This is a genomic window from Frankia sp. CeRuru1, from assembly GCF_977966315.1.
This window is the reverse complement of sequence record NZ_CDWWEW010000262.1, coordinates 1-7,181: the sequence shown is the minus strand read 5'-3', so window position 1 is coordinate 7,181 and position 7,181 is coordinate 1. Positions and strand designations below refer to the sequence as shown.

Sequence of the window (7,181 nt, the reverse complement as noted above, 5' to 3'; positions counted from 1 at the left end):
GGGCTGGACCTGCCCTGGTGGAGCCCCGACCCCCGGGCAGTGATCCCGATCGGCCGGCTGCGGGTCAACCGGACACTGCGCAAGCGGCTACGTAACTGTGGGTGGACCACCACCGTCGACGAGCGCTTCGTCGACGTCGTCCGTGGCTGCCGCCGCGGCGGCACCTCCGAGTGGATCACTCCCCAACTGGTCGAGGGCTACGCCGAGCTGCACGCCCTGGGCTGGGCGCACAGCATCGAGGTCTGGGAGGGCGACGAGCTGGTCGGCGGCATGTACGGAGTGGGCGTCGGCGGCGTGTTCGTCGGTGAATCGATGTTCCGTACCCGGACCGACGCCTCCAAAGTAGCTCTGGCCGACTTCGACGCCCGGTTCACCGCGGCCGGCGGGATGCTGCTGGACGTGCAAATCGCGACCCCGCATCTGATCGACCTGGGTGCGGTGGAGATTCCGCGGGCCGATTTCCTCGCCGTTCTGGCCCGCGTCCGGGATGCCGACGTCCGCCTCAACCGGGACCGGTACCCGGTCGCCCGCCTTGCCCCGCATGGCGCCTCCGGCGCAATGCGGGGACCCCTGGCCTAGGGCGCCGTCCGGGGTCTCCGTCACCTCACCTCCGGCGAGCTGGGGTTCAGTCGCCGGCGCGGGCCTGCGGGACCGATACCAGGGGAAACCGCTCGACCGCCTCGGCCAGGACGGCCAGCAGATGATCGATCTCGACGTCGGTGTTGGCCGCGGTGACCTGGATGCGCACCCCGACCTGCTCGCGGGGAACGACCGGGAACGGCACCACACTCGCGAAGATCCCCCGTTCGAACAGAAACCGGCCCAACGGCTCGGCCTGCGCGGCGTCGACCAGGGGAAGCTCTATGATCGGAAAGCCGCTGGCGTTGAGCGTGAACAGGCCGAGCCCGCGCAGGCCGTCGAGGAACCGGCTGGTCAGGCGGTACAGCCGGGCACGGATGGCGTCCCCGCGTTCCGCGTTGACCCGCAGCCCGACCAGCCCGGTCGCCAGGGACGCCACCGGCGACGGGCCGGAGAAGACGTACGGGCCCGCGGTGGACTTCAGATACTCCTTCACCTCCGTGGGGCAGGCGACGAAGGCGAGCAGCGACGAATACGCCTTCGAGAAACCGCCGACCAGGACGAGATCGTCGTAGGTCTCGCCGAGATGGCGGACGATTCCGTTGCCGCGGCTGCCGTAGGGGCTCGACGCGGCGGCATCACGCTCGCCGACGACACCGAACCCGTGGGCGTCGTCGACGTAGAGCAGGGCGTCGTGCGCACGGGTGAGCGCCGCGAGTTCGGCGAGCGGCGGGCCGTTTCCGGTCATGCTGTGGACGCCGTCGACGCACACCACCCGGGGGTGGGGGCTCGCCCGCAGCCGGCGTTCCAGCCGGTCGAGCCGGTCCTCGCGGAAGCGCGCCACGACGGCGCCGTGGGCCGCGGCCACGACCGCGCCGTCATGCGCCGTCTGATGGGCGTGCACCTCGACGAAGAGGGCCCCCTTGCCCACGAGGGCGGGCAGCACCGACAGCTGGATGTGGGTGATGGTCGGGAGCAGCAGCGCGTCCTCGGCACCGAGGAGAGCGGCGAGCGTGCGCTCGATGTCGTCGTACATCTGCGGGCTGGCGATCAGCCTCGACCAGCTCGGGTGGGTGCCCCAGCGGTCCAGGTACTCCGGGACCGCCTCGATGATCTCCCGGTCGAGATCGAGGCCAAGGTAGTTGCACGACGCGAAATCGGCGAGCCAGTGATCACCGATCCGTATCCGGCGGCCGTCGATCTCGTCCACCGTCGCGTCGTAAAAGGGCGCGTGGCGGCGCAGGCGGTCCAGTTCGGCCCGCATCCCCATAGGCTGATCAAGAACGTGTCGCCAGGCCGGAGATAACGCCCCCGAGACGGGAGGCGAAGGCAAGTCGGGACTTTCATAGATCTGCGGCATCCCCGCGGCCTAGTCGCCCATGCCCTGAGCCGCGGCGATCGGCCAGGCGGGCGGAATAATCACTAATATCCCGGAAAGTCCAAATGGTCCAGTTTCTCGGAAGATAGTCGGGCCTGCCAGCGGAACCGGGTGCGCTACCACCATCACCAGTCCTCAGGATCGCCGGGAACACACGTCGCCGGGTTCAGGGAACGAAGAAGTACCAACGGGCCAAAGGAGCATCCAACACGTAAACAATAAACCTCGGAACCTGGATAATTCCACAACAAGCGCGATATGTTCCTGCTCTGCGCATCGGAGCCGGGAGACCGGGCGGACGTCGGGGCCACTCCGGACCGGGGGTCCACGCCACGCCACGGCCGAGGCGGATCCGACTGGCGGCCCGGGCGGCTCCCGCCGCCCGCCGAAGGCCCGCAGCCGTGGTGTTATCGTCCCCAGCATGTCTGACACGGCGGCATCCGCGGCGACCTCCACCGCGTCCACGGCTGCGGCTTCCACGGCTCCCCCCGCGGGCTCGAGGCAGGCCCCGACGCCCTCCGCGGCGGCCACTCCCCGCCAGCGGACCAAGGAGGAGGGTCCGCTGGTGCGCGCCCTGCCCTATTCCGGGTTCGGACTGTCGCGCTCGAAGACGCTGTTCCTCGCGCACCGCAAGGAGCCCGTCGACCCGGCCGGCTTCTACTCGCTGATCGCCGCGGACTCCGTGCGCCAGCTGATGCGGTACACCTCCCTGACCGGCCAGCTCGTCCTCGACGTCGGCGGCGGCCCAGGTTACTTCCGCTCAGCCTTCCTCGACGCCGGCGCCCGGTATGTGTGGGTCGAGCCGGACGTCTCGGAGATGGAGGCCGGTGGCCTCGAGGTTCCCGGCCGGGTCCGGGGCAGCGCCTTGGACCTACCGTTCCTCTCCGGAAGCGTTGATCTCTGCTACACGTCAAACGTGCTCGAACACGTTCCCGACCCATGGCGGATGTGCTCCGAGCTGGCCCGGGTGACCCGCCCCGGCGGGCTCATCTTCCTGAGCTACACGAACTGGCTGTCCCCTTGGGGCGGCCACGAGACCGCACCCTGGCACTATCTGGGTGGCGACCGGGCGGCGGCAAGGTTCGAACGCCGCAAGGGCAAGGCGCCGAAGAACATCTACGGCAAGACTCTGTTCCCGGTGTCGGTGGCCGACACCCTCGCCTGGGCGAAGCGGCGGCCCGACGTCGAGATCCTCGACGCGATGCCGCGCTATCTACCCGACTGGGCGAAGGTGATTCTCAGGATTCCCGGTGCCCGCGAGATTGTGACCTGGAACCTCGCGATGGTGTTGCGCAAGCGCTGAGCCGCCGGGCCGCGCGAGTGCCGGCCCGGTGGCTCCGGCCCAGCGGCTCAGAGGAGTCGCAGCTGCTTGCCCGGTGCCGGCCGGCGCGGCCGACGCCGCCCGCCCTCGGCCGGGACGCCCTCGGCCGGGGCAGAGGACAGCAAAGCCGGCCTGATATCCGCAAGAAACGGTGAGGGACGGGTCGTCACGACCGACCCGGCGCGCCGCCGGCTGGCCGCCGAGGTGAGGACCAACCGATGCCTGGCCCGGGTGACGCCGACGAAGAAGAGCCGGCGCTCCTCCGCCTCGGCGTCCTTCGTGCCGGCGTCGGCGGTTCCGCCGACGCCACCGCCCGGCGCCTCACCGCCCGGAATCCCACCGGCCGGACCGAACCGCATCGGCAGCAGCCCGTCCTCACAACCGACGATGATGACCAGGCCGTATTCCAGGCCCTTGCTCGCGTGCAGGGTCAGCAGCGAGATCCGGTCCGCCCTCGGGTCCAGCCCGTCGACCTCGGCGGCGAGCGTGACCGACGTGAGGAAACCCGCCAGGTCGTTGCCGGCCGCTGCGGCGGCCGGTGCGAGCAGCTCCACCGCCAGGCGCAGCTCGGCCTCGGTCGGCACCCGCCCGCCGGAGAAGCCGGGGAACCCGTCGGACGGCACGGCGCCGAGCTCGCTTCTCCTCGCCTCGGCAAGATCGGTGGCCCGTGCCGCCGCGTCGCGCAGTAGACCCGATACCGGACGCGGGACGCCGGGACCCGACGGACCCGTGGTCGTCAGGTCCTGCAGCAGGGCGAGCAGGCCGGCGACCGCGGGAGCGTCCGCGAGCGGGAGATGAGAGCGCCGCTGGAACGGGAAACCGCGGGTGGCCAGCGCTTCCATGATCGGCTCGGCCTGGCGGGCGGTCCGGTAGAGCACGGCGATGTCCGCGAAGGAGAACCCCGCGTCGACCGATCCGTCCACCCCCGAGTCCAACGCGTGGAACGAGGTACCGCCGAGCGCCGCGTCGATCGTGCCGACGACGGCGATCGCCTCCTCGGCCTCACTGCGGTAGCGCCGCAGCAGCACCGGGCCGTCGCCCTCGGCGCCCCGCACGGCGGTCAGGGTCCGGTCCGGGACCAGACTCGCGGGCGCGATCACATCGAGCGCCGTCCGCACGATGGTGCGGGTGGATCGGTAGCCGCGGGTCAGGGCGACCGGGCGGGCACTCGGGTAGTCCTGCTCGAACCGCAGGAAGAACCGGACGTCCGCACCCCGGAAGCTGTAGATAGCCTGGTCCGGGTCGCCGATCACGCACAGGTTGGCCGTGGGGGGACACAACAGCCCCAGCAGGCGGTACTGGAGTTCGTCGGTGTCCTGGTACTCGTCGACCCAGACGTGGCGCCACCGCCGCTGGTAGTGCTCGGCGAGATCCGGGGACGACTGCAGCAGGGTCAGCGGCAGGGTGATCAGATCGTCGAGGTCGACCATGTCCCGATCGCGCAGCGCGGCGTCGTAACGGGCGAGCGCCCCGACCAGGTCGTGGTCGCGGATCGCCTCGCCGAGCGCTCGGTGCCGCTTGAGCTCGGCGACACCGGCCGCCACCCGCCGGCGCATCCGGGCGTCGCCCTCACCGTGCAGCGCCGCGGCGATTAGCTCCACGCGCACCGCGTCGTCCGCTACCTGGACCTGCGGGCCCCGGGCGAGTTTCGCGTGCTGCTCACGGATGATCGTGAGCCCGAGGCCGTGGAAGGTCGTCGCGAGCACCCGTCCGGCGGCGTCACCCAGCAGGCCGGCGAGCCGTTCGGCGAGCTCCCCGGCCGCACGCCGGGTGAAGGTGACCGCCAGGCACTCCCCGGCCGGCACCCCGTGCTCAGCGACCCGGTGTGCGATCGCGTGGACCAGCGTACGGGTCTTGCCCGTTCCCGGTCCGGCGAGGACGAGCAGCGGACCGGACAGGTGCGAGGCGGCCAGCCGCTGCTCGGGATCCAGCCCGTCGAGTACCGACGGGGTCTCGCCGGAAACCGGCGTGAACAGCTGGCTGCCGGCCACCGCGGCGTCCCCCGGCACCACCGTGGCGTCCCCCGGCACCACCGTGGCATCAGAGGCCGGGCGCGCCCGCGCCGCGAGCGCCTCGTCGAGGGAGGGTCCCGTATCGATCCGGTCCTGCCCACCGGCCGCGCCGGATCCCAGGTCGAACAGGGTGCCACCGTCCCGGGCGAGCTCCCGGGGCTCGAACAACCGGATGACGCCGTACTCGCCGTCGAATCCGGCCTGCCTGATCACCTCCCCGCGGCGCAGGCGACTGATTGCCTCGACCAGCTCCGGCGATCCGGCCTCGGCGATGTCCGTGAGCGGTACGTCGCCGAGGATGTCGAGCTCCGGGCCCAGACGGGAGACCAACGACGTCACCTGACCCGCGACCGCCTTGCTCTTCGGACCCACGCCGAGGACCTCCCCGACGACCTCCGGCAGCGGAACCAGCGAGGTGACGCCGGGCGCCGTGACGGGGCGGTGGCCGGGCCGCCGGTCGGCCAGCGCCTCGACCCGGTTGAGGACCCCGACGGTGAGGCCACCGCCGCAGGTGGGGCAGCGTCCGCCGACCTCCCGGGTCTGGTCCGGCGTGAGGACCACCCCACACTTGCGATGCCCGTCGAGGTGGTACTTGCCCTCCTCCGGGAAGAACTCGACGGTCCCCGCGAAGCCCTCCCCGCCGCGCAGCGCGGCCTCGATGGAGAAGTAGTCGAGGTCGCAGGTGAACGCGGTCGCCTCCCGGCCGAGCATCGGCGGGGAGTGGGCGTCAGAGTTGCTCACCAGCCGGTAACGGTCGAGACCGGAGATCCGCCAGAACATCTCCGGGTCCGCCGAAAGCCCCGTCTCCAGGGCGAAGACCTCATCGGCGAGGTCGCCGTAGCAGTCCTCGACGGCGTCGAACCCGGACTTCGAACCGAGAACCGCGAACCAGGGCGTCCACACGTGCGCCGGGACCAGATAGCAGCCCGCCCCGCCACCAAGGGTGATCTCCAGCAGATCGCGGGAGTCCAGGCCCAGGATGGGACGCCCGTCCGCGGCGAGGTTGCCGATTCGGGCCAACGCCGCCGTGATCCGTCCGGCGGCCTCCCGATCGGGAGCGTAGAGAAGATGATGGACCTTACGGGTCCGGTCGCCCCTCTTGTAGATCGTCGAGATCTCACTGGAGATCATGAAGCGGGTCGCCGTCCGGCAGGAGGCCGGCAACGTGCGCAGCACCTCATGCTCGAGATCGGACCGCAGCCGGAACAGGCCGGGCTCGGCCGGGACCAGCTTCGTCGCGATCTCCTGGGACCAGGCCGGATGGGTGAAGTCGCCGGTGCCGACGACGGCGATGCCCTTGCGTGCCGCCCACCAGGCCAGGTGCTCCAGATCGCAGTCACGACTGCAGGCACGCGAGTACCGGGAGTGAATGTGCACATCAGTGTAGAACCGTGACCTCACGGATGCGTATGTTGCCGCACCCGCCTCGCCGTGCCGTCGGCGGCACGCCGAACCCGCACCCGGCGCACCCGAACCCGCACCCGGCGCACCCCGCGGACGGGCTACCCCCTCCTGTCGCTCCGCCGGAGAGGGGGACGTCATTATGCGTAGGATGCCGGCATCCTGCCGACCTCGCGGACGTGGCGTCACAGATCGGTGGCCCCGCGGATCGGGCGAGCGGATCGGGAGAACAGCGCCGACGGGAGGAAAGTCACGTGGCGACAACCGACGGATGTCGTTTCCCTCCCGGCGCGGGCGCCGGGATCTCCAGAGCGAGGTCCTGATGACGACGGAGACCGCCGGCCCCGAGCGGCATGCCGCCCTCGCCGACCGCTGTCACCGGCTGGTGCGGTTCCTCCATGAGGTCGCGGCGGCCCGGTCGGGCCGGATCCGGACCATCGAGGAGCATCCGCTCACGGTGTGGCTCGCTAGCATCCCGGCCGGCGTGCCG

The 7,181-nt window shown here is 71.1% G+C and carries 4 protein-coding genes; 2 read left to right on the top strand and 2 right to left on the bottom strand.

The features are described 5' to 3' along the window. Positions 1-579: leucyl/phenylalanyl-tRNA--protein transferase (gene aat, locus AC08OP_RS17295; protein WP_476615139.1), on the top strand; the 579-nt coding region annotated here is incomplete at its 5' end. A gap of 46 nt (positions 580-625) precedes the next feature. On the opposite strand, the gene AC08OP_RS17290 is transcribed toward aat, so the two are convergent. Further along, positions 626-1,939, bottom strand: a complete 1,314-nt coding sequence (locus AC08OP_RS17290; RefSeq protein ID WP_476615138.1) for an aminotransferase class I/II-fold pyridoxal phosphate-dependent enzyme — start codon at positions 1,937-1,939, stop codon at positions 626-628. A gap of 583 nt (positions 1,940-2,522) precedes the next feature. On the opposite strand from AC08OP_RS17290, the gene AC08OP_RS17285 reads away from it, so the two are divergent. Next, a complete protein-coding gene (locus AC08OP_RS17285) occupies positions 2,523-3,260 on the top strand; it encodes a class I SAM-dependent methyltransferase (RefSeq protein ID WP_462186638.1) in 738 nt (245 codons plus the stop codon). Between the two features lie 47 nt (positions 3,261-3,307). On the opposite strand, the gene AC08OP_RS17280 is transcribed toward AC08OP_RS17285, so the two are convergent. Continuing rightward, entirely contained in the window at positions 3,308-6,691 is a 3,384-nt protein-coding gene (locus AC08OP_RS17280; protein WP_476615137.1) for a UvrD-helicase domain-containing protein, read from the bottom strand. Positions 6,692-7,181: the final 490 nt, after the last annotated feature.

Coding starts and splice junctions, on each gene's coding strand:
- AC08OP_RS17290 (WP_476615138.1), bottom strand. CDS start 1,939: ATGCCGCAGATCTATGAAAGTCCCGACTTGCCTTCGCCTCCCGTCTCG.